Source organism: Haloechinothrix sp. LS1_15, from assembly GCF_033042135.1.
GTDB lineage: Bacteria > Actinomycetota > Actinomycetes > Mycobacteriales > Pseudonocardiaceae > Haloechinothrix.
In genome coordinates, this window is record NZ_WBXM01000003.1 from 397260 (window position 1) to 417278 (window position 20019).

At 68.5% G+C, this 20019-nt stretch carries 16 protein-coding genes; 7 read left to right on the forward strand and 9 right to left on the reverse strand.

Annotation, left to right across the window (positions count from 1 at the left end):
* The first annotated feature begins 3 nt into the window (after positions 1 to 3).
* From F8178_RS07065 to F8178_RS07075, 3 genes are read left to right on the forward strand one after another with little or no spacing between them, the layout of a single operon-like run.
* The gene (locus tag F8178_RS07065; protein WP_317493849.1) at positions 4 to 993 is read left to right on the forward strand and encodes a branched-chain amino acid ABC transporter permease; all 990 of its coding nucleotides are present in this window, start codon (positions 4 to 6) and stop codon (positions 991 to 993) included.
* On the forward strand, positions 983 to 1843 hold the full coding sequence (locus F8178_RS07070; protein ID WP_317493850.1) for an ABC transporter ATP-binding protein: 861 nt from the start codon (positions 983 to 985) through the stop codon (positions 1841 to 1843). The genes F8178_RS07065 and F8178_RS07070 overlap by 11 nt, the downstream gene beginning before the upstream one ends.
* Positions 1840 to 2634, forward strand: a complete 795-nt coding sequence (locus F8178_RS07075) for an ABC transporter ATP-binding protein (protein ID WP_317493851.1) — start codon at positions 1840 to 1842, stop codon at positions 2632 to 2634. The genes F8178_RS07070 and F8178_RS07075 overlap by 4 nt, the downstream gene beginning before the upstream one ends.
* A gap of 197 nt (positions 2635 to 2831) precedes the next feature.
* On the opposite strand, the gene F8178_RS07080 is transcribed toward F8178_RS07075, so the two are convergent.
* Positions 2832 to 4064 carry an ABC transporter substrate-binding protein gene (locus F8178_RS07080; RefSeq protein ID WP_317493852.1) on the reverse strand — a complete coding sequence of 411 codons (1233 nt, stop codon included), beginning with the start codon at positions 4062 to 4064 and terminating at the stop codon, positions 2832 to 2834.
* Between the two features lie 181 nt (positions 4065 to 4245).
* Positions 4246 to 4662, reverse strand: coding sequence for a hotdog fold thioesterase (locus tag F8178_RS07085; protein ID WP_317493914.1), 417 nt, complete (start codon positions 4660 to 4662; stop codon positions 4246 to 4248).
* 122 nt (positions 4663 to 4784) lie between these two features.
* On the opposite strand from F8178_RS07085, the gene polA reads away from it, so the two are divergent.
* Positions 4785 to 7556 (forward strand): DNA polymerase I, encoded by a 2772-nt coding sequence (polA, locus tag F8178_RS07090; protein WP_396345061.1) that lies wholly within the window; start codon positions 4785 to 4787, stop codon positions 7554 to 7556.
* A 40-nt stretch (positions 7557 to 7596) separates the two neighbouring features.
* Here polA and F8178_RS07095 read toward each other — a convergent pair whose 3' ends face one another.
* From F8178_RS07095 to F8178_RS07110, 4 genes are all read right to left on the reverse strand, one after another.
* On the reverse strand, positions 7597 to 9492 hold the full coding sequence (locus F8178_RS07095) for a YhgE/Pip domain-containing protein (RefSeq protein WP_317493916.1): 1896 nt from the start codon (positions 9490 to 9492) through the stop codon (positions 7597 to 7599).
* Positions 9489 to 10229: an ABC transporter ATP-binding protein gene (locus tag F8178_RS07100; protein WP_317493853.1), complete on the reverse strand. Its 741-nt coding sequence runs from the start codon at positions 10227 to 10229 to the stop codon at positions 9489 to 9491. The genes F8178_RS07095 and F8178_RS07100 overlap by 4 nt, the downstream gene beginning before the upstream one ends.
* Before the next feature lie 188 nt (positions 10230 to 10417).
* Positions 10418 to 11428, reverse strand: coding sequence for a GNAT family N-acetyltransferase (locus tag F8178_RS07105; RefSeq protein ID WP_317493854.1), 1011 nt, complete (start codon positions 11426 to 11428; stop codon positions 10418 to 10420).
* Complete coding sequence (locus tag F8178_RS07110) at positions 11425 to 12315, reverse strand: class I SAM-dependent methyltransferase (RefSeq protein ID WP_317493855.1); 891 nt, start codon at positions 12313 to 12315, stop codon at positions 11425 to 11427. Before F8178_RS07110 ends, F8178_RS07105 begins: the two co-directional genes overlap by 4 nt.
* A gap of 388 nt (positions 12316 to 12703) precedes the next feature.
* Between F8178_RS07110 and rpsA the strand changes: the two genes are divergently transcribed.
* On the forward strand, positions 12704 to 14239 hold the full coding sequence (rpsA, locus tag F8178_RS07115; protein ID WP_317493856.1) for a 30S ribosomal protein S1: 1536 nt from the start codon (positions 12704 to 12706) through the stop codon (positions 14237 to 14239).
* A 267-nt stretch (positions 14240 to 14506) separates the two neighbouring features.
* Here rpsA and F8178_RS07120 read toward each other — a convergent pair whose 3' ends face one another.
* On the reverse strand, positions 14507 to 14716 hold the full coding sequence (locus tag F8178_RS07120) for a hypothetical protein (RefSeq protein WP_317493857.1): 210 nt from the start codon (positions 14714 to 14716) through the stop codon (positions 14507 to 14509).
* 153 nt (positions 14717 to 14869) lie between these two features.
* Here F8178_RS07120 and coaE point away from each other — a divergent pair, with 153 nt between their 5' ends.
* A complete protein-coding gene (coaE, locus tag F8178_RS07125; protein WP_317493858.1) occupies positions 14870 to 16063 on the forward strand; it encodes a dephospho-CoA kinase in 1194 nt (397 codons plus the stop codon).
* A gap of 196 nt (positions 16064 to 16259) precedes the next feature.
* Here coaE and F8178_RS07130 read toward each other — a convergent pair whose 3' ends face one another.
* The gene (locus F8178_RS07130) at positions 16260 to 16787 is read right to left on the reverse strand and encodes a DUF402 domain-containing protein (protein WP_396345064.1); all 528 of its coding nucleotides are present in this window, start codon (positions 16785 to 16787) and stop codon (positions 16260 to 16262) included.
* 58 nt (positions 16788 to 16845) lie between these two features.
* Here F8178_RS07130 and uvrB point away from each other — a divergent pair, with 58 nt between their 5' ends.
* Positions 16846 to 19005, forward strand: a complete 2160-nt coding sequence (gene uvrB / locus F8178_RS07135) for an excinuclease ABC subunit UvrB (RefSeq protein ID WP_317493860.1) — start codon at positions 16846 to 16848, stop codon at positions 19003 to 19005.
* A gap of 54 nt (positions 19006 to 19059) precedes the next feature.
* Here uvrB and F8178_RS07140 read toward each other — a convergent pair whose 3' ends face one another.
* Entirely contained in the window at positions 19060 to 20019 is a 960-nt protein-coding gene (locus tag F8178_RS07140) for an ABC transporter permease subunit (protein ID WP_317493917.1), read from the reverse strand.

Genomic DNA, 20019 nt, shown 5'->3' on the forward strand with positions numbered 1-20019 from the left:
GATATGAACTTCGAACTGATCCTCGCCAACGGCCTGCACGGTGCGCTGGGCGCAACAGCGATCGCGTTCATCCTCGCGGCGATCGGCTTGAACATCCACTTCGGCTATACGGGCCTGCTCAACTTCGGGCAGGTCGGATTCATGCTCGTCGGCGCCTACGGCGCCGCGGTATCGGTGGAGTTCGGACTGTCGCTATGGTTGGGCATCCTCGTCGGTATCGCCTGCGCTGTGGTGCTCGCGTTGATACTGGGTATACCGGCCCTGCGGCTGCGTGCTGATTATCTCGCGATATCCACCATCGCGGCGGGCGAGGCTCTCCGGTTGTTCTACAGATCCGACGCCGCGGAACCGGTCACCGGCGGTGTCTTCGGGCTGACCGGCGTCGGCAGAGACTTCTACGACCTCAACCCGATCCCACGGGGTAGCTACGACTTCGGCGTGATCGAGATGACCTCGCGCGAGGTTTGGACCAGGAGTGTGGGTTGGGGCCTGGTACTGCTGGCCGTGATCCTGGTTTACTTCCTCATCCACAGTCCCTGGGGCCGGGTGCTGCGATCCATCAGGGAGGACGAGGACGCCGCGCGCAGCCTCGGCAAGAACGTCTACGCCTACAAGCTGCAGAGCCTGGTACTCGGAGGCGTGATCGGCTCCATCGGCGGGATCCTGTGGGTGGTCCACCGACAGTCGGTCACCCCTGATGGGTTCGATCCCGTGGTCACCTTCTTCCTCTACACCATGCTGGTGCTCGGCGGCGCGGGTCGCGTGCTCGGCCCGGTGATCGGAGGATTGCTGTTCTGGTTCATCCTGCGGTCCTTCGAGACGTTCCTCGACGAGGCCATGCGCGCTGGCTACATCCCGGCGGCGATCATGGAACCTGCGGATATCGGCGCGGCACGGTACGTCATTGTCGGTATCGGGTTGCTGTTGTTGATGGTGTACCGGCCGCAGGGCATCCTGGGTAAGAGGAAAGAGATGGTGCTCGATGTCCGATGACACGACCGCGTACACGCCGCTCGCGGACGTCGCCGCCGAGCCCGGTGTCGCCAAGCCGGACCCGCTGCTGAAGGTCGACGACGTCACCCGCGCCTTCGGTGGACTCATGGCCGTCGACGTGAGCCACCTCGAAGTGCAGCGCGGCGCCATCACCGCACTGATCGGTCCGAACGGTGCCGGGAAGAGCACCCTGTTCAACGTCCTCACCGGGTTCGACCGGCCCGGTTCGGGGCGCTGGTGGTTCGACGGCAAGAAGATGGCGCACATGCCCGCCTACCGGGTGGCGCGGCACGGCCTGGTACGCACGTTCCAGCTCACCAAGGCACTGTCACGGCTGACGGTGCTGGAGAACCTGCAGCTCGCCGCGACCGGCCAGCGAGGCGAGGCGATCACGGCGGCGGTGTTCCGGCCGCTATGGTCCCGGCAGGAACGCGCCATCCGGCACAGGGCCGACGAACTCTTGGAGCGGTTCCGGCTGGACCACCTGCGCGACGAGTTCGCGGGCACCCTCTCCGGCGGGCAGCGCAAACTGCTCGAACTGGCCCGTGCCCTGATGGTGCAGCCCACCATGGTGATGCTGGACGAGCCGATGGCCGGAGTGAACCCGGCACTGACCCAGTCACTGCTCGAACACATCGTCAAGCTCCGTGACGAGGAAGGCCTGACGGTGTGCTTCGTCGAGCACGATATGGATGCGGTGATGGGAATCAGCGACTGGGTGGTCTGCCTCGCGGAGGGCCAGGTGATCGCCGAAGGGCCGCCACAGAGCATCGGCACCAACCCCGCTGTGATCGACGCCTACCTGGGTAAGCAGCACGGCACACCGCCCGCGGAGGAGCTGACGTCATGAGTACAGACGACACACCGCAGCAGGACAACGTCGAGGGCGCCGAACCGCGGGCCGGTGAGCCGGGTGACGACGTTATTTTGCACGCCGAGAACATCGTTGCGGGTTACGTTCCCGAGGTCAACGTGTTGACCGGGTGCAGCCTGACCCTCGGCCAGGGTGAGCTGGTCGGGGTGATCGGCCCCAACGGCGCGGGCAAGTCGACGCTGATCAAGGCCATGTTCGGCCTCGTGCCGATCAGGGACGGCACAGTCACCTACTACGGCTCCGACATCACCAAGGCGCAGCCGCACAAGCTGGTGGCGAGGGGAATCGGTTACGTGCCGCAACGGGAGAACGTCTTCGCCGCGTTGACCGTGGAGGAGAACCTGCGGATGGGTACGTTCCTCAAGCCCAAGGAGTTCGATCGCCGGTTCGAAAAGGTCGCGTCGTTGTTCGGCAGGCTCGCCGAGCGCCGTAAGCAGCGCGCTGGCTCGCTTTCCGGCGGTGAGCGCCAGATGCTCGCCATGGGTCGCACCCTGATGTCCGAGCCGGAGGTGCTGTTCCTCGACGAGCCCTCCGCCGGCCTGTCACCGATCTACCAGGATCAGGTGTTCGAGCAGGTACAGCAGGTCAACGACGCCGGGGTGTCCATTGTCATGGTGGAGCAGAACGCCCGCCGCTGTCTCCAGATCTGCCACCGCGGTTACGTCCTCGACCAAGGACGCAACGCCTACACGGGCTCGGGTGACCAGCTACTGCACGACCCGAAGGTGATCGAGTATTACCTGGGCACGCTCGCCAAGGTGGACTGAGCACCCGCACTAGGCACCCGGACCAGGTACGCGTCAGCCGTCGCCGCTGCTTCCCTGCGCGACTGTGGGCGCGCGCGACTGTGGGGCGCGATGAGCGAGGACTGTCGGGTGTGGTGCGGGTGACTCTGGCCGGGATAGAACACAGGAGTGGGGCCCGACTCGTCAGGAGCCGGGCCCCACTCCTCCCGCGTTACTGCTTACTCGTCCGCTTGGACGTCGACGCTGTCGATACCGCCCGGGGTGCCCTCATCGTCGACCTCGAAGACACCGATGGTGGCTACGCTCGGCTCACCGACATCGCTGAACTCCAGCGGGCCGCTGACGCCGTTGTAGTTGATGTCCTCGCCGTCCTCGATCAGCTCGCGGCACTCCTCGAACGAGGTGCACTCGGTGCCGTCCCTGGTCACCCCGATCATCTCGTCGACGAACACGGTCGGGTCGGTGCTGCCTGCGGCTTCAGCTGCCAGCGCCACGATCGTGACGCAGTCGAAGACCTGCGGCGCGAACTGGAAGCCATCCAGGTCAGGAGCGAACTCCTGCAGACGCTCCAGGAACGCTTCGGGCTCCGGCGTGCTCGGCGCGGTGAGCACCATACCCTCGATCGCGCCGGGGTTCGCCGAGGAAACCAGCTCGCCCAGGTTCGGCTCGTTCAGGCCGTCGGCACCGTACAGGCCGACACCCTCCTCCGGGCTGGCGCCTGCCTCGACCAGGTCACGCAAGATCTGCGCGCCCTCCTCGAAGCCGACCACCACGACGGCATCCGGGCCTGGGTCGAGCAGGTTGCTCACGACCGGGGAGAAGTCGGTGGTGTCCGGGTCGTAGGTGTCGGTGGCGACCACTTCGCCACCGCCTTCCTCGACGGCTTCGGCCGTGTTCTCCAGAAGGCCACGGCCGTAGTCGTCGGCGCGGGCAGCCAGCGAGACGCGCTCGTAGCCGTCCTCGAGGATCCGCTCACCAAGCACTAGGCCCTGTAGGGCGTCGCTGGGCGCAGTCCGGAAGTAGTACTCGTGGGCGGCATCGGTGAACGTTGGTGCCGTGTTGGAGCCCGAGCACTGCACCACGCCCGAGTCGTTGACCCGGTCGACGAACGCCAGCGACATGCCGGATGCGGCGGCCCCGATCAGCGCGTGCGCGCCGCCGCGCAGCACCTCGTCGGCCGCTTCGGAGGCCTGGGCTTCCTCCTCGGTCTCGTCCCTGACGATCGGGTCCGGGAGCTCCTCGCCGAGCACGCCACCCGCTTCGTTGATGGTGTGCATGGCGTAGCGAAGCGCTTGTTCCTGCGGTGGCCCCAGGAACGCCAAGTCACCGGATTGCGGGACGACCTGGCCGATCTGTAAGGCTTCCTCGTCGTCATCGGGGGCGCATGCCGACGCCACCAGCGCGGTGGCGGCGGTCAGCGCCGCGATACGACAGCCTGTCGAGACTCGCACGGTTAGCCTCCTGTTGTTCGTACCTGCACGGACGGGGCGTTTCCGTACAGGCGGCCGGTTGGTCGCCGGTGGGCCCCATATCCGTCTGATTCGTGCGGATCCTAACGCTCCGTAGACGGCTGATCGAGCGATGGCGCGCAATCGCGATCTTTTCGCAATGTGGCGTCGGCCGACCCGCAGCTCAGCCGCTTCCTGGTGCGTTATCCCTGATGAGGCACGTGAGCCTGGCCGTACAGGTGCGGCGTCCCCGGTCGTCGATGATCACGATTTCCGCGGTCACCGTGCTACGCCCGGTATGGATCGGCACCGCCGTTGCGGTGACGCTGCCGTCCCGCACCGCGCGGTGGTGGGTGCAGTGCAGGTCCAGACCGACCGCCACCCGGCCGTGACCGGCGTTGAGCCCGGCGCAGATCGAGCCGAGGGTCTCGGCCAGCACGGCGTTCGCGCCGCCGTGCAGCAGCCCGTACGGCTGCAGGTTGCCAGCCACCGGCATGGTCGCCACGACACGCTCGGCATCCCATTGGGTGATGGTGATGCCCATCCGGTCGGCGAGCTGCTGGTCGGCCGCTTCCGGATCGGCACCGGGAACGTCGGCCATGGTCGGCAGCGAGTCACGCGATGCGGGTGGTTCGTCCACGGAGTTGCTCCTTGTCGCCGCGTCGGTCGAGGCGTGGTGACACGCACGTTCGTGTGTCAGGGCAGGAGCCTAGACTCCCGGGTGTGACCCCACAGCAGAACACCCCGGAGCGGCGGGATCAGGTAACGAACGACACAGTACGAGCGGAGCGGCAGGCCGAACGGCAACCCGCGCCGCGGTTACTGCTCATCGACGGTCACTCGATGGCTTACCGTGCCTTCTACGCCGTACCGGCCGACCGGTTCCAGACCACGACCGGCCAGGTGACCAATGCCGTCTTCGGCTTCACCTCCATGCTGATCAACCTGCTGCGCGACGAGCAGCCCACCCATCTCGCGGTGGCCTTCGACGTGTCGCGGCAGACGTTCCGCTCCGAGGCCTACGCCGAGTACAAGGCGACCCGGTCGGAGACCCCTGAGGACTTCAAGGGGCAGGTCTCGCTGATCACCGAGATGCTCGAGGCGCTCAACATCCCGATCCTGCGCAAGGAGAACTACGAGGCCGACGACATCATCGCGACGCTGACCACGCAGGCCAGGCAGGAAGCCTTCGACGTGCTGATCTGCACCGGCGACAGGGACGCCCTGCAGTTGGTCGACGACGGGGTCACGGTGCTGTACCCGCGCAAGGGCGTCTCCGAGCTCGACCGCTTCGACCCGGACGCGGTTCAGCAGAAGTACGGGCTCTCGCCGAGCCAGTACCCCGATTTCGCCGCGCTGCGGGGCGACCCGTCGGACAACCTGCCCGGCATCCCCGGGGTGGGGGAGAAGACAGCGGTGAAGTGGATCAAGCAGTTCGGCAGCCTCGGCGAGCTGGTCGACCGGGTCGACGAGGTCAAGGGCAAGGCGGGCGAAGCGTTGCGCTCGCATCTCGACAACGTGCTGCGCAACCGGCGACTGACCGAGCTGGTCCGCGACCTGTCGCTCGAAGTCGGCCCCGACGACCTCCAGCTTCGGTCCTGGGACCGCGACGCGGTGCACCGGCTGTTCGACGACCTGGAGTTCCGGGTGCTGCGCGACCGGCTGTTCGCCACCCTGTCCACCACCGAACCCGAAGCGGAGGAAGGAATCAGCGTACGGGGCGGCCGGATCGAGCCGGGCACGCTCGGTGCCTGGCTGGCCGAGCACGCCGGGCAGGGCACCACCACTGGGGTGGCCGCCCGCGTGGAGGGGGCGGTGACCTCCGCGGACCTGCGGTCGCTTGCCCTGGTGACCGCGGATGGTGAGGGCTGCTACCTGGACACCACCGAGCTCGACGAGGCCGACGAATCCGCGCTGGCCTCCTGGCTGGCCGATTCCGGGCCCCGCAAGGTGGGGCACGAATGCAAGTCCATGCTGCACGCGCTGTACGCCCGTGGCTGGAGCATGGCGGGGCTGGCGATGGACACCGCGCTGGCGGCGTACCTCGTGCGGCCGGGGCAGCGCAGCTTCACCCTGGACGATCTGGTGTTGCGGTACCTGGGCAGGGAGCTGCGCGCGGACGGCGACAGCGGCCAGGGACAGCTGTCCCTGCTCGATACCGGCGACGGCAGCGGCGAGGACGGCGAGTCCGCCCACACCGAGCTGCTGCGCGCGGGCGCCACCGCCGAGCTGGCCGCGGCGCTGGCCGACGAGGTGGACAAGATCGGTGCGGGCGAGCTGCTCAGCGCCATGGAGATCCCGCTGCTGCAGGTGCTCGTCGAGGTCGAACGCGCGGGCATCGCGGTCGACACCGAGCGCCTCAGCGAGCTGGAAGCGCACTACGCGGACCGGGTGAAACAGGCGGCCGAGGAGGCCTACGCGGTCATCGGCAAGCAGATCAACCTCGGCTCTCCCAAACAACTCCAGGTGGTGCTGTTCGACGAGCTGGGGATGCCCAAGACCAAACGCACCAAGACCGGCTACACCACCGACGCCGAAGCGTTGCAGACGCTGTACGCCAAGACTGAGCACCCCTTCCTGCGGCACCTGCTGGAACACCGGGACGCGACCAAGCTCAAGACCACGGTGGAAGGGCTGCTCAAGGCCGTCGCCGACGACGGCAGGATCCACACGTCGCTGCAGCAGACCGTCGCCGCCACCGGTCGCCTGTCCTCGGTGGACCCCAACCTGCAGAACATCCCGGTGCGCACCGAGGAAGGACGCCGCATCCGCGACGCGTTCGTGGTCGGGGCCGGCTACGCCGAGCTGATGACGGCCGACTACAGCCAGATCGAGATGCGCATCATGGCGCACCTGTCCGAGGACGAAGGGCTGATCGAGGCCTTCAACTCCGGTGAGGACCTGCACACCTACGTGGCATCCCAGGCATTCGGCATGGATCCCACCGACGTCACGCCGGAGCTGAGGTACCGCGTGAAGGCGATGTCCTACGGGCTGGCCTACGGGCTGTCGGCCTACGGGCTGGCGCAGCAGCTGCAGATCTCGGCAGACGAAGCCAAGCAACAGATGGACACCTACTTCGCGCGGTTCGCCGGGGTGCGGGACTACCTGCATGCCGTGGTGGCCGAGGCGGGCAAGGTCGGCTACACCGAGACGATCTTCGGCAGGCGCCGGTACCTGCCCGATCTGGGCAGCGACAACCGGCAGCGCCGTGAGATGGCCGAGCGGATGGCGCTCAACGCCCCCATCCAGGGCAGCGCCGCCGACATCATCAAGGTGGCGATGCTCGGTGTGCACCGCGAGCTCGCCGCCCAGCAGCTACGGAGCCGGGTGCTGCTGCAGGTACACGACGAGTTGGTGCTCGAGGTGGCCGACGGCGAGCACGACACGGTGGAGGCGCTGGTGCGCGAGCAGATGGGCTCGGCGTACCAGCTGTCCGTCCCGCTCGAGGTGTCGGTCGGCTTCGGCCGTTCCTGGAACGAAGCCGCCCACTGATCCTGCTGGGCTCAGCGAGCCCAGCAGGATCAGCAGGCCGTCACAGCGCCAGCTCGGGTTTGAGCTTGGACACCGTCCACACCCGCCGTTTGCGGGCGGCGGCATAGGACAGCAGCAAACCGCCCACGGTGTAGGCCAGCAACACCGCGACGTTGGTGGCCACATCCGCCGTCGCACCCGTGTAGAGCAGCTCCCGCAGACCTTCGACGACGTAGGTCATCGGCAGGATGTGATGCAGTGGTTGCAGCACATCGGGAATCGTCTGCCACGGGAACGTGCCACCGGCGGTCACCAGCTGGAGCACCAGCACCACCAGGGCGAGGAACTTGCCCACCGAGCCGAAGTAGGCGTTCAGCGCGTGTACCACCGCTGTGAACGCCACTGTCGTCAGTATCAGGAAGGCCATCGCCCCCACCGGGTGGGCGACGTCGATACCCACCAGCAGGCTCACCACCGCCAGCAGTACGACCATCTGCGCCACCCCGAGCACCGCCGAGGGCAGCCACCCCCCGAGCGCCACCCGGGCCGGTGCGGCACCGCCCGCGAGGGCACGCACCGACAGCGGGCGCAGCAGTAGGAACATCACGAACGCACCCACCCACGCGGCCAGTGCCATGAAGTACGGGGCGAGCCCGGCGCCGTAGCTACCCGCGGCCGCCATGCTGTGGGAGTCGATACCCACCGGGTTGGCGATCGTGCTCGCGGTGGCATGCCGCTCGTCCTCATCGGGATCGGGGATCTGGCCGAGCCCGTCGCGCAGCGCGGTACTCAACTCGCCCGCACCGTCCGCGAGCTCCCGCGTGCCCGAGTTCGCCTCCCGTTGGCCCGCTGCCAGCTCCGCCGCGCCGCTTGCCAGTTCGCCCGCGCCAGTGGACGCTTCCGCGATACCGCTGTGCAGCTGCGGGCTCGACCGCGCCAGCTGCCTGGCCCCGTCGGCGACCTCCCGCGAACCGTCCGCGAGCTCATCGAGGTGACCGGAGGCCTCCCGCACCGCGCCGTGCGCCTCGTCGACCGGCTCGCGGACCTCACCGAGCACCGCCAGGATCCGGTCGATCTCCTCCTCGGCCATGCCTTCCTCGCGCAGCCTCTCCGCGAGCTCCTCACCCGCCTCGTCGAGCCCGGCCGCCAGCTCGTCCGACAGCGCGGCGAGCTCGTCTCCTAGCTGGGCGATCTGCCGGTTGCCGTCGGCGACCTGCTCGGCACCGTCGGCGAGCTCGGCAGTGGCACCCGGCAGCTCCTCGGTCTCGGACTGCAACGTGCGCAGGCCCGCCGCGAGTTCCTCGCTGCCCTCGGCGAGCTCGTTCGCGCCGTCGGAGAGCTGCTCCTGCCCGGTCGTCAGCTCTTCGGCACCGCCAGCCAGTTCGGTGGCGCCGTCGGCAGCGTCGGACACCGCGCCGTGGATGGTGGAAAAGCCCAGTAGGAACCGGTCGGCGGCCTGTTCGCCGACCTGCTCGGTGATGGCCTCACGGATCTGCTCGGCGACCTCGTCGGCGATGGTGCTGGCGATGTAGTTGTTGGCGTCGTTGGTGGTCAGCGTGATCGTCGCCTGGCGGGGGTCGAAATCGGCGGTGGCCAGCAACGCGGCGGAGAAGTCGTGCGGGATCGTGATGGCGAAGGCGTAGGTGTCGTCCCGCACCCCCTGTTCGGCCTGCTGCGCCGACACTTCGTGCCAGTCGAACGTCTCAGAGGCGAGGATCTCGTCGACGACCTCCTCGCCGAGCACCCGGTGCTGGCCATCGGGATCGGTGGCCCCGGCGTCTTCGGTGACCACGGCCGCGGGCAAGTCGCTGAGCCGGTCGTACGGGTCCTCGTTCGCGAACAGGTACAGCGAGGCGTACAGCAGCGGCACCAGCACCATGGCCAGGATCGCGAGCTTGGGCAGCGTGCCGCTGCTCAGCCTGCGCAGCTCGCCGCCCGCGATCCGTATCGAGCTCATGGCGCGCATGAACGCTCATCCTCCCCGTGGTCGGTGTCGTGCTGGTCGGTGTGTTCGGTGTGCACGGCGGGCCCGGCCGGGGTCAGTGGCGGTGGCTGTTCGCGCTGTCCGAAGCGGGCAGCCGGTACCGGCAGCGTCGTCGGGTGCGCGGTGGCGGCGAGTACCACTACGGCGAAACCGAGCTCGGCGTGACGTGTGGCGAGCTCGAACCACGGGGCGATGTCCCAGGTGTGACGGTCGGGAGTGTCCAGAACCAACATGCCGACCCGTGGTCGGGCGGCAGCCAGGGTGGTGAGTACGAATGTGCGTGCCTCGGCGCGCAGGTCCTCGAAGCGGGTGTCAGCGTCGTCGGCCAGCCCGTTGTCGGCGAGCCACGTTGCCGCGTCGTCCCGCGAGGCAGGCAGGCGGGCCAGCGCGAGTTCCTCGCCAACCACGGCACGCAGCGGCAGCGATCCTTCCGGCTCGCTCACCCCTGGCGCGTCGACGATCGCCACCCGCTCGCGCAGCTCCGCCGCGCCTGCCTGCTCACCATCGGCGGGTGGCTCGCCGTCGCGCAGCGTCACCGCGCCCGCGGTAAGTCGCATCCGGCCCGCCAGGGCGAGGCCGAAACCGGTCAGGCCCGGCCCGGGCGGCCCCTGGACCACAGCGAGCTCCCCGGAGCCGACACCGAAGGACGTCGGCGGGAGAAGCGTCCCGTGCGGGCCGTCGATCCGGATGCGGTCAGCGTGTACGTGCATGCCTCACTTCCCGTGCGCCGTGTGCCCCCTCCTGGCACGTTATGGCTACATTCTGTATTCGGCCAATCGGTGTGGAGGTGATCACGGCGGTGCGGGGCGTGTCGGTGAACACAGCCGCACCGGCGGGCAGCAGCCGGCCATATCCGGCTCGACCGGCAGCAGCCGGCCTTAACGGGGCTCAGCCGGTCTCAACCGGCACGGTCGATCACGGTCTCCGGGGAAGCGATCCACCGTGTCCACACCGGCCGGTAACCGTGGCGGGGCCAGAACACCGAGGACAACGGGTTCGCCGGGTCGTAGTGGAGGTAGCTGCCGCGCACCGCGCCGGTCAGCAGCTCGGTGTGCGCGGCGGTGACGAGCGCGCGTCCGACGCCGCGCCCGCGCACGTCCGGGGCGACCGACAGCACGGCGATATGCCCCCAGCGCCCCTCCCGCAGGCGGTGCGCGATGGCGGTGTTGCCTGCCGGTGAGCTCCAGCAGCATCGCGCGTGCCCCAGTAGCCGGTCGCCTGCCTCGGCGACCAGGATGGGGTCGGTCGAGGCGAGCGCGTGCGCCAGCGCCGCCCGCAGCAGCCGCTCGGCGCCTGCAGGCACGTAATCTCCGGCCACGCTGCGCGCGTAGCGGAGCTCGGCCAGCTCGAGGTGCACCAGCTGCGCCACGTCGTCGCCGGTGGCACGGCGCACCGACATTCCATCCGGGGGGAGTGCCCGCCCGGGCACGGCCTCGGAAGGTGCGTCCTGCGGGCGCACCGCGAGCACGGTGCTCGGGGTGAAACCGTGCGCGTGCAGCGCGGGAGAGACCGAGACGTCCCTGCTGGGCCAGTCCACCGCCACCGTCGACGCGCCAGTGCCCGTACCCGTGCCGCTGCCGGGGTCAGGGGCGGGTTTCCGGTCACGCTCGTGCGCGAGCCTGCGCCCGAGTGCGGCCAGTGCCGCGCGCATACCCGAGCTGCCGGAGTCACCGAGAACGGGGCTGAACTCCCACACGACCCGGCTCTCCCACAGGCTCTCGAGACTGTCCGGCCCGTGCACCGCCCGGTACAGCGTGCCGCATGCCCGTTCGTCGCCCGGCCCGACCGCGGTGACCAGCTCGCCTTCCGGTACCGCGGCCGTGCGTGGCAGTAGCGGGTCGAGCCGCTCGAAGCGTCGCGCCTGGGCAGCACGCAGCCCGGCAAGCGGGCCGGGCGACCGGCCGTTCACGGCCGCTTCCCGCAGCAGAAGATGGCCGTTCCGGGGAACAGCATGCCGCGCAGCGGGCTCCACTGGCCCCATGTGCGGGTGTTGGTGTCCGGCCATTCCGGTTCGACCAGGTCCTCGAGGATGAACCCCACCTCGTGCAGCGCCCTGACGTAGTCGCCGAGCGTGCGGTGATACTCCACGTAGGTCGGCGCGCCGTCGGCATTTACCTCCACGTAGGGCGAGCGGTCGAAGTACGACTGGGTGGCGGTCAGGCCCAGCGGGCCGGGGTCGTCGGGGAACACCCACCGCATCGGGTGGGTCACCGCGAACACCCAGCGGCCTTGGCGTCCCAGGATCCGGTGTACCTCCGCGAACACCGTCCCCACCGACGGCAGGAACGGCAGGGCTCCGAAGGCCGAGAACGCGGTGTCGACGCTGCCCGTGGCCAGCGGCAGGCGCTGCGCGTCGGCGCGGACCAGCGGGATGTGGGTTCCGCTGCGCTCACCGGCCTTCGCGGCCTGCCGGAGCATGCCCGCCGACAGGTCGAGCCCGATCGCCGTGGCGCCCTGGGCGGCGAGCCACCGCGCGCAGGCGGCCGCGCCGCACCCGATCTCGACCACCCGGCTGCCCGCGAGCGGGCCGAGCAGCCCGAGGTCGCTCTCCCTCCAGCCTTCCGGGCACCACACGAAGTCGGCATCACCGAGAAACGCACCGTGGGTGTCGACGTACTCCTCGGCGTCGGCGTCCCACCAGGCACTGCTGGCGGCCACGGCTTCCTCCGGGGTGACGGCGTGGCGGCTCACACCGACCGTGCCGAGCGTCTGCTCGGCACGCGCGAAGCGGGCGGCCTCCTCCTGGGCGTCCTGGCAAACCCCATGGGGTGTGTGCTGGGATTCGGTATCCGCCACGTGTCGGTTCCTCCTTCGTTCGCGTGCTCCCGGCCCAGCTGGCAGGCTTATCGTCCTTGCTGTTCGCGCTCCGCCACGGCCGGTGTGCGCCCGGCCACGGCGAACACGGGCTGAACCACGGGATGTACACAGCCCCTGTTTGTCCCCCGGTACAACGGCCGCGTAGGATGATTCAAGCGCAGTGGGTTCGCCCGTGGGTTCGCGCTGCCTTTCGCCCGGCACTCGTAGGCTGGGGCTCGGGCCGCGCACCGGATGCGGTGATCTCGGCGGCCACAGCACTCTCGGCCTCCCGTCATCAACCGTGCGGCACCCATGTGGCACCCGCTGTGCCCGTAAGACCTGAAGTACGAACCAACGACCCCAGCCATAACCGGAGCACCCTACACTCATGTCCACCGACACGACCATCGCCCCGACAGTCCCCGCGCAGACCAAGCAGGTCGCCGTGAACGACGTCGGGTCGGAGGAAGACTTCCTCGCCGCCATCGACAAGACGATCAAGTACTTCAACGACGGCGATATCGTCGAAGGCACGATCGTCAAGGTCGATCGGGACGAGGTCCTGCTCGACATCGGCTACAAGACAGAAGGCGTCATCCCTTCGCGTGAACTTTCGATCAAACACGATGTCGATCCGGCAGAGGTTGTCGCGGTTGGTGACGAGGTCGAAGCCCTTGTTCTGCAGAAGGAGGACAAGGAAGGGCGCCTGATCCTGTCCAAGAAGCGCGCCCAGTACGAGCGCGCCTGGGGGACCATCGAGCAGCTCAAGGAGACCGACTCCCCGGTGTCCGGCACCGTGATCGAGGTGGTCAAGGGCGGCCTGATCCTGGACATCGGTCTGCGTGGCTTCCTGCCCGCCTCGCTCGTCGAGATGCGCCGGGTACGCGACCTGCAGCCGTACGTGGGGCGCGAGCTCGAAGCGAAGATCATCGAGCTGGACAAGAACCGCAACAATGTCGTTCTCTCGCGCCGCGCCTACCTCGAGCAGACCCAGTCCGAGGTGCGCAGCGAATTCCTCAACGCCCTCGGCAAGGGTCAGGTCCGCAAGGGCGTGGTCTCCTCGATCGTCAACTTCGGCGCCTTCGTCGACCTCGGCGGCGTCGACGGCCTGGTGCACGTCTCCGAGCTGTCCTGGAAGCACATTGACCACCCCAGCGAGGTGGTCGAGGTCGGCCAGGAGGTCACCGTCGAGGTCCTCGACGTCGACATGGACCGCGAGCGGGTCTCGCTGTCGCTGAAGGCGACCCAGGAAGACCCGTGGCGTCACTTCGCCCGTACGCACGCCATCGGCCAGATCGTGCCGGGTCGGGTCACCAAGCTTGTTCCGTTCGGCGCGTTCGTCCGCGTGGAAGACGGTATCGAGGGCCTGGTCCACATCTCCGAGCTCGCAGAGCGCCACATCGAGCTGCCGGAGCAGGTCGTGGACGTCAACAGCGAGGTCATGGTCAAGGTCATCGACATCGATCTGGACCGGAGGCGGATCTCGCTGTCGCTGAAGCAGGCGAACGAGGGCTTCACGCCGGACGCGGAGTTCGACCCGACGCAGTACGGCATGATCGCCGAGTACGACGAGCAGGGCAACTACATCTACCCCGAGGGCTTCAACCCCGAAACCCAGGAATGGGAAGAGGGCTACGAGCGGCAGCGTGAGGAGTGGGAGCGGCAGTACGCCGAGGCCCACGAGCGCTACGAGAAGCACATGAAGCAGGTGGCCGAGGCGAGGGCCGCCGACGCAGCCGCGGCGGCTGTAGAGGCTGGCGCGCCCGACGTGGGCGAGGCCACGGATTCCTCGTCGTCCAGCCAGCAGGACAGCGGCGATCCTTCGGCGCCGCAGGCCACCCCGGCTGCCGACCCCAACAGCGGCACGCTCGCCAGCGATGCGCAACTGGCGGCGCTGCGCGAGAAGCTCTCCGGCGGCAACTGATCCGTTGAGCAGCGGGCCGGGCACGCCCGGCCCGGTCCCGGTTGGCTCATCTCGGCCCCGTTCCGCGAACCGTGCGGAACGGGGCCGAGGCTTGTTCCGGGGTGTAGCACGAACGGGTACGGGGGATGTCCTCGTGGGGGTGCCAGCTTCGCGGTGTGGCGCGGTCGCCGATGGCGTGCAGCAGTACGGGACCCGCCCCGTGCGTGGGTGCGGGTCCCCGTGCTGCGCTGCTACGGGCGCTGCGTATCCGCTCCGGCTCTCATCTCACTATGTCGCCGCAGGGGCCAGGGCGCGCTCGTGCGCGGTCGCGCGTGCGCGGCGGCGCAGGCCCGCGATGCTGTGCTTGGCCGGCACCAGCAGTGCGGTCAGCCAGTTGCGCCGATGCTCCTCGAGCGCCGTAGCCACCTGACGGTATTCGACACAATGGACTAGCCCAGGCGTACCAAGCCGGTGCCTCCCGGTATGCCGTCGTTGCATCGGTCCTCCATGTGGGCGATAGTCCGCTCGAAAAGATACGCAATCGGAGTGACGTTGGCCGTGAAGGCACACGGCGTGTCACGCTCATTGTTGCCAGCGTGTGATCTTCATGCCCCGCGATTGCCGTGACCACCGTACTGGTTGAATGCCAGCATGCTGAGCGTAGGTCTGACCGGTGGCATCGGAGCCGGCAAGTCGACAGTTGCCCACCGCCTGGTCGAGCACGGGGCGGTCCTGGTCGACGCCGACGCGATCGCCCGGGAGGTGGTGCAGCCCGGCCGTCCCGCACTTGCGGAGATCGTGGCGGTGTTCGGCGAGCAGGTGCTCGCTGACGACGGAACGCTGGATCGTGCCGCGCTGGCCGAGCGGGCGTTCGCCGACGAGGAGTCCCGTGTCCGGTTGAACGGCATCGTGCACCCCAGGGTCGGCGAGCGCACCGCCGAGCTGGTCGGCGGTGCGCCACAGGACGCCATCGTAGTGCACGACGTCCCGCTGCTTGTGGAGAACGGCCTGGCACCGCTCTACCACCTGGTGATCGTGGTCGATGCGCCCGAGGACGTGCGCGTGGATCGCCTGGTCGAGGCGCGGGGCATGACCGCGGAGGACGCGCGCGCCCGCATCGCGGCCCAGGCCGACGAGCGCAGCCGCCGTGAGGCGGCTGACGTGTGGCTGGACAACAGCGGCGCGCCCGACGGGGTACTGGCCGAGGTCGACGCATTGTGGGCGGACCGGCTCGTGCCGTTCGAAGCGAACCTGCGGCTGCGCAGGCCGCAGGGCTCGCGTTCCCCCTCGGTGGTCGAGCCGGATCCGACCTGGCGGGCGCAGGCCGCACGCGCGATTGCTCGCATCGAGCAGGCCGCGGGCGAGACAGCGCTTCGGGTCGATCACATCGGCTCGACCTCGGTCCCCGGGCTGCCCGCGAAGGATGTGCTGGACATCCAGCTCACAGTCGCCGACCTCACCGAGGCTGATCGTATCGCCGACGCCCTGGCGGAGGCGGGCTTTCCGCGGATGGCAGGTCAGTGGTCGGACGACCCGCTCGACCCAGGGCAGGTCGGCCCGCGAGGCGACAAGCGGCTGCACACGGGCGCGGATCCTGCACGGCGCATTAACCTGCACGTGCGCGAGCAGGGAACCCCGCACTGGCGGGCCGCCCTGCTGTTTCCCGTCTGGCTGTCCGAGCACCCGGCCGAGCGAGACGCCTACGCCGAGCTCAAACGTAAGCTCGCCCACTCCCACCGGGCCGACGGCACGGCCGAGCGCTACGCCGAGAACAAGCAACCCTGGATCGCCGAAGCGATGGCACGGGCCGAGGAGTGGGCCCGCGCCACCGGCTGGTCCCCCTAAGCCGTGTCTGGCACTCACGCACGCTGTGTTGGGCGGTCCGGCACCCTGTATTGGGACATCGGGTACCTCGTGATGGTCGGCTTGGCAGGAAAGGCGCCCCACTCGAGGTGTCTGGATACCGGACTCAGGGTGCCGGGACGACCGACGCGGGGTGCTGGGATGGCCAACGCGGGTGCTGGGATGCCGGACACGGGGGCTAGCGGCGTTGCCAGCTGAGGGTGATGCCGAGGGAGGCTAGCCAGCCATCGAGGTCATGACCTTGCTCGGCGAGCGCGGTCACGGTGGTGAACGCGGTCTCCAGCGCGCCGGTGGCCTCGGTACGGCTGACCAGCCCGGCGTGGTGGGCGTCGAGCAGCTCATCCACGTCGCGGACCGCGACCTCTTTGCCGGTTCGCAGCTCCAGGTCGACGTAGAGGTCGCGGGCCTGCCACCGGAGCTGGCCGGGCTCGATGGACACGATATCGAGGTAGAGATCCCAGTCGTGCTCGTAACCGGGGTTGTACCAGAAGTCGGTCACGCGTAGCCCGAGATCGGGCAGCAGCCACGATTCGAGGTAACGGAACTGCTCGCGGCCGGGGGTCGGTCGTGCGAGGTAGAGGCCGAAGAGCTCGTGCCGGTATCGCTCGACTCGCCGTCGGTAGCCCTTCGGGTCAGTGTTGGTCATGGTCTCGAGGTCGAAGGTCTCGGTCTTGGGGGCGTGCGGCTGACCGGTCATAGCCCCCATCCTGCCGCAGGAACGATGCGGGCGGCGCGTTGTCGGGGGATGCTCCTACCCTGGGCGTGTGGCATTCGCATCCGAACACCCCGTGGTGGCGCACTCCGAGTTCCGGCCCGTCTCGGAGATCCCGCGTGCCGAGAAGCGGTTCGAGGTCGTCAGCGACTACGACCCCTCCGGTGACCAGCCGGAAGCCATCAACGATCTGGAGCGCAGGCTGGCAGCCGGAGAGCGCGACGTGGTGCTGCTCGGCGCCACGGGAACGGGTAAGTCGGCGACCACGGCCTGGCTCATCGAGCGGGTGCAGCGCCCGACGCTGGTGATGGCGCCCAACAAGACGCTGGCGGCGCAGCTGGCGAACGAGCTGCGTGGTTTCTTCCCGCACAACGCGGTCGAGTACTTCGTCAGCTACTACGACTACTACCAGCCGGAAGCCTACGTCCCGCAGACCGACACCTACATCGAGAAGGACTCCTCGATCAACGACGACGTGGAGCGGCTGCGGCACTCGGCTACGATGAACCTGCTCTCACGCAAGGACGTCATCGTGGTCTCCAGCGTGTCCTGCATCTACGGTCTCGGCACGCCGCAGTCGTATCTGGATCGCTCCAGCAGGCTGGCCGTCGGCCAGGAGGTGGATCGCGACGAGTTCCTGCGGGCTCTGGTCGACATCCAGTACACGCGCAACGATGTGGCGTTCGCGCGCGGCACCTTCCGGGTGCGCGGTGACACCGTGGAGATCATCCCCGCTTACGAGGAACTGGCGGTTCGGGTGGAGTTCTTCGGCGACGAGATCGACCGGCTCTACTACCTGCACCCGTTGACCGGCGACGTGGTTGAGGAGCTCGACGAGGTGCGGATCTTCCCCGCGACGCACTACGTCGCCGGGCCGGAACGCATGGAGAAGGCCATCAACGCGATCGAGACCGAGCTCGAGCAGCGGCTGGCGGACCTGGAGGGCAGGAACAAGCTGCTCGAGGCACAGCGGCTGCGTATGCGCACCCAGTACGACATCGAGATGATGCGCCAGGTCGGTTTCTGCTCCGGCATCGAGAACTACTCGCGGCACATCGACGGTCGCGAACCGGGCTCGGCCCCGGCCACATTGCTCGATTACTTCCCCGAGGACTTCCTCCTGGTCATCGACGAGTCACACGTCACGGTGCCGCAGATCGGCGGGATGTACGAGGGCGACGCCTCGCGCAAGCGGACACTGGTCGAGCACGGGTTCCGGCTGCCGAGCGCGCTGGACAACCGGCCGTTGACGTGGGAGGAGTTCGCCGACCGGATCGGGCAGACGGTCTACCTGTCGGCCACTCCCGGTCCCTACGAAATGGGGCAAACCGGCGGAGAGTTCGTCGAGCAGGTCATCCGCCCCACCGGCCTCGTCGATCCCGAGGTGGTCGTCAAACCGACCGATGGTCAGATCGACGACCTGGTGCACGAGGTCCGCGAGCGCGCCGCGCGGGACGAGCGGGCGCTGGTCACCACACTGACCAAGAAGATGGCCGAGGACCTCACCGATTACCTGCTGGAGCTCGGCATCCGGGTGCGGTACCTGCACTCGGAGGTGGACACCCTGCGCCGCGTAGAGCTGCTGCGGCAACTGCGCTCCGGTGATTACGACGTGCTCGTCGGTATCAACCTACTGCGCGAAGGGCTCGACCTGCCGGAGGTGTCGCTGGTGGCCATTCTGGACGCGGACAAGGAAGGGTTCCTGCGCAGCGAGCGGAGCCTCATCCAGACCATCGGGCGGGCCGCCCGCAACGTGTCCGGTCAGGTGCACATGTACGCCGACACGATGACCGAGTCGATGCAGCGCGCGATCGACGAGACGAATCGGCGCCGCGCCAAGCAGATCGCCTACAACACCGAGCACGGCATCGATCCGCAGCCGCTGCGCAAGCAGATCGCCGACATCCTCGATCGGGTGTACTCCGAGGCGGACGACTCTGAGCAGGAGCTTGCCGTCGGCGGCTCCGGACGCAACACCTCGCGGGGCAAGCAGCCCGAACAGCGAGCCAGCGCAGGCAGCTCCGGGCTGCTGGCGGACAAGGACATCTCCTCGATGCCGCGGGCCGAGCTGGCCGATCTGATCGCGCAGATGACCGAGCAGATGACCCAGGCGGCTCGTGACCTCCAGTTCGAGCTGGCAGCGCGGCTGCGTGATGAGATCGCGGAGTTAAAGAAGGAACTCAGGGGTATGGACGAGGCTGGCGTGCGGTAGGGCAGTAGGCCCGGTATGCAAATGGACCCGTCGTGTCGAGCAGGCCGCGGGTGGTCAGCTGGTGATGTCCTTGCGGACGAAATGCCTGGCGGCCAGCAGCCCGAGCACCGTCGCGTAACACAGCGACACGAACGCGCCGGTGGCCACGTCGGTCCAGTCCACGTCGGTGGCGATCAGATCCAACCACGCCGTCGCGTAGTGGGTGGGCAACACGGCACGGAGGTCGCCGAGGGCGGTGATCTGGTCGAGGATCTGCGACAGGATTGCCGCCAATACCGCGCCACCGACCGCGCCGAGCGGCGCGTCGGTCGACGCGCTCAGCAGCAACGCCAGCCCGGCCACCCAGGTGAGCTGGATGACGATGTAGCACACCGCGAGCAGTAGCGCGATCAGGCTGGCGTCGAACGGGACGGCATCTCCGGTCGGCCGCAGCGCGTCCCCGGCGCCGTACCAGATCAGCCCCACACCGAGCGCCGTGGCCGGTAGCAGCACCAGCGTCAACGTCGACAGCGCGCCCGCCACCAGAGCCTTCTGGCGGAGCAGCCGGTGCCGGGGAGTGGGCGCTGCCAGCAGGTACTTCAAACTCGACCACGAAGCCTCGCTGGCGATCGTGTCCCCGAAGAAAAGCGCAACGACCATCGGGAGCAGGAACGAGATCGAGACGAACAGGGTGAAGATAACGAAGTTGGGGGCGCTGGCCGTGGCCAGGTCCACGATCCCGCCCGCTTCGGCGTCCTCGCTGTCATCACCGAGCTCGAACGCGCCGAGGAGCACGAACGGCAGCACTACCGCCAGCCCCAGGATCAGCAGCGTACGGCGCCTGCTGAGCTGGCGCCGCAGCTCCACTCCGAAGCGCAGCGTGCGCCGGGGACGGTAGCCGACGACGGCGCCCGAGGGTTCGTATCCGGCCCGCTCGCGCTCGGCGGCGTCGGTGAGCTCGACCAGCGCGGCGGGGTCGGTGTGCACATCGTGCTCGCCCCCGCCGTTGTCGGAGCCCCCGGAGTGCTTGCGGAT